Source organism: Paenibacillus sp. An7 (assembly GCF_009870785.1).
GTDB lineage: Bacteria > Bacillota > Bacilli > Paenibacillales > Paenibacillaceae > Paenibacillus.
In genome coordinates this window covers 1-2,806 of sequence record NZ_WTWX01000058.1, presented here as the reverse complement: position 1 = coordinate 2,806, position 2,806 = coordinate 1, and the positions used below count along the sequence as shown (strand labels likewise).

The 2,806-nt window shown below is 32.9% G+C and carries 3 protein-coding genes; all 3 read left to right on the top strand.

The annotated features are described in order from the left end of the window. Positions 1-303: 303 nt before the first annotated feature. Entirely contained in the window at positions 304-657 is a 354-nt protein-coding gene (locus tag GQY27_RS21070; protein ID WP_160037225.1) for a hypothetical protein, read from the top strand. 659 nt (positions 658-1,316) lie between these two features. Further along, entirely contained in the window at positions 1,317-2,255 is a 939-nt protein-coding gene (locus GQY27_RS21065; RefSeq protein WP_160037224.1) for a hypothetical protein, read from the top strand. Between the two features lie 13 nt (positions 2,256-2,268). Next, positions 2,269-2,661, top strand: a complete 393-nt coding sequence (locus GQY27_RS21060; RefSeq protein ID WP_160037223.1) for a hypothetical protein — start codon at positions 2,269-2,271, stop codon at positions 2,659-2,661. The last annotated feature ends 145 nt before the right edge of the window (positions 2,662-2,806 follow it).

Below are 2,806 nucleotides of genomic sequence, written 5' to 3'. Positions count from 1 at the left end.
AATCCAAAAAATAGCGGATTCAATGCTATAATCTAAATTTATTGTTACGCTAACGATAAAACAATAGTTGAACATAAAGGGTTTCACATATTAGTCATGACTAATATGTGAAACCCTTTAATATATCTATCTTTCTTAAATTAAGGTCTTGATAAACTGAGAAAATAAAGTTGTAGACTGGCAGCGTGCGTTAAGCAAACGGGCAGAGCTTAGACTTTTAAGGATAAAAGAGGTTTTTGTGGTATTATATGTAATTATGGGTTGTAAAATAAATGGATTAATTGAAAATGGAGGATTCAAAATATGGAACGTAAAATTCAATTAATGGAAACCTACATAAATATCGACCTTGGAAACTCACCCTTTTTAAAATTAGATAAAGGGTTGCAAATTCCATACTCTTCAATTAAGGGAATAACAACAGGTAGACCGATACCAAATGCTTTTAAACTATATGGTGCTTTATTAGGAGGAATGAGAAATGGGTTATTTAGAGCAAAGGGTGGTTATCAACTGCACTTTTTTGAAAATGAGCTTAAAACTCTTCATTTAGATTTGAATAGCTTTCAAGTTGGTAAGTTCAAAATATCGAAGTTGATCATTGGTGTTGAAAATCCTGAAGAAATAAGTAAAAATATTTCCGAAAGAGTGAAGTGATAATTTGTTGATGAACTGTTCTTTGAACTAACGAGAAAACAATAGTTGAATACAGTAGGGAGCAGCTTGCCATGAACCTGAACCCTATTAAGTAGACAGTTATAAAAAAAGGATGTGCCGCTATTCTACCGATCTTTAGATCTTTTACACTTGATGTATAAACGTGAGAAAGTCCTCCGTCCTGATCATTGTTTCTATTACCAAAGTACACGTAATCATGTGCTACTGACCAAATAGTACTGTTTTGAGATCCTTGATACCACCAAATTAAAGGATCACCCCACGAGGTAAAGTTAGTGCAGTTGGTTACAAACTGTCTGAAGCAAAAATAAGTGATGACTAGCATTCGTTGCACTTCCCAGGCAAGGTCATCCGAAAAAGATTTTACTAACATTAGGTAGCCTGACTCAGTTAAAAGAATTAATCCATTAAGTGCCCTTTGAAGAACTCACAAGCTCCTCTAATTGCATATATACAGGTTTCTTGAATATAGTCATATAGGCTCATTAATACCTTATTATTCGACAAATTTATACATAGTAGATCACGTATATCCTCCTATTTTATTAATTTTTTCTTTCTGTTACCATTATTAATATTAATATTTCAATTATTTGAACATTGTTTATTAAAAAAGGAAGAGAAAGCAGGGATTAATTTTGTTAATTAGTAAAACGATCAAAAGAGTAACAGTTTTGGCTTCAGCTTCCCTAATTTGTGCATCATTACTTGGTAATTCAACTACTTTTGCAAGTGAAAAGTTGTCTATTGAAGAAAAAAGGTCAGCAGTACATCAAGCATACGGTTTATCTGAAGATTGGGTAAATGATCTAATTGACGAAGATCTACAGTATTATTATGATGGTATTTCCGAACTAGTTACTTCTTCAGTTGATGAAAATTACTTCAAACTAGAAGAGGTCTATGATTATACTTTAGCAACTCCAGATAACGGATATAGTCCACTTCAAATTGTAGACACAAATGTATCTGAAGTTTCCAAACAGGAAGCAATGGAACAATCTAATAATAAAGATAATGGAATTACTACCATGGGAGCATCTACGACCACAACTAGTTGGCTTAAACTTGAGACAAGCAATGAGAAATATTCTACATCTCAAGGCGGTGCTTCTGCTCGGTTCGAATGGCTTAAGACACCAACACAAAAACAGAAAGATGTCCTTGCTCTTGGAACAAATAGTAACATGAGTGTTATACCCGGAACAGCATCAAATGTATTTAAATATACTTATTTAGATCAAATTAATCCCAGCAAAGTAATCCAAAAAACCAATAATCCAGTAGCCTTTCAAAGCGTTCTAGGTTATGCGTATGAGATGCAACTTCCACAAGTTAATGATGGAAACAGCCCTTCTCATCCCGATTATGCAAGAAACATAATAGGTTACATGAAGTATAGATATACTCCAAATGTATCGACATTGACAAAGGCAGATATCTATGCTAAATACGGTCATAATATTACAATTCTAAACTCCTCATTAAGTGTAGACATAAAAGGAACTGCTGGTATAAGTATTGGTCCAGCAAGCAAAACAATGGAAGTTTACAATCACAATCAAATTTCTTGGTAAAGAAGGATTTTAATTGAAAAAAAAAGCATATATTCCTCTATTGATACTTCTTATTGGATCTCTATTCTTTAATATATTTTTATATCAATCCCATAACGCTAAACAGGATTTATTTCAGCAAAACCTCAACCAGAGATTATTAAGTGAGCTTTCTTTCTTTTCTTCGAAACTTGAAGAAGGCAAAGTCCCTAACACTTCTGTTCTCAGTTCTGCTTCAAGAATTGATATCTTATCGTATTACTCTGATTTAGAAGTGAATACCAGTTTAGCAGAAATTATTGCAGAAAAAATTGATAATAATCAACCTTTGAAAAACGTAGGAAAAGTACAAGAGAAAATCATTGATATACAAGATGATCCGGATCAAGAAAAAATATTGGAACTAAACAATTTTCTTAAAAAATAAGACCCCTAGGGGTCTTATTTTCAGATTGTAGACAAAAGGCATTCTGAATGCCTTTTGTCTACAATCTGAGAAGGTCTATCGACCTTCTTTCAGACTGTAGACAAACTAGCTTAAACTAGTTTGCCTACAGTCTTTTTTATTTTAC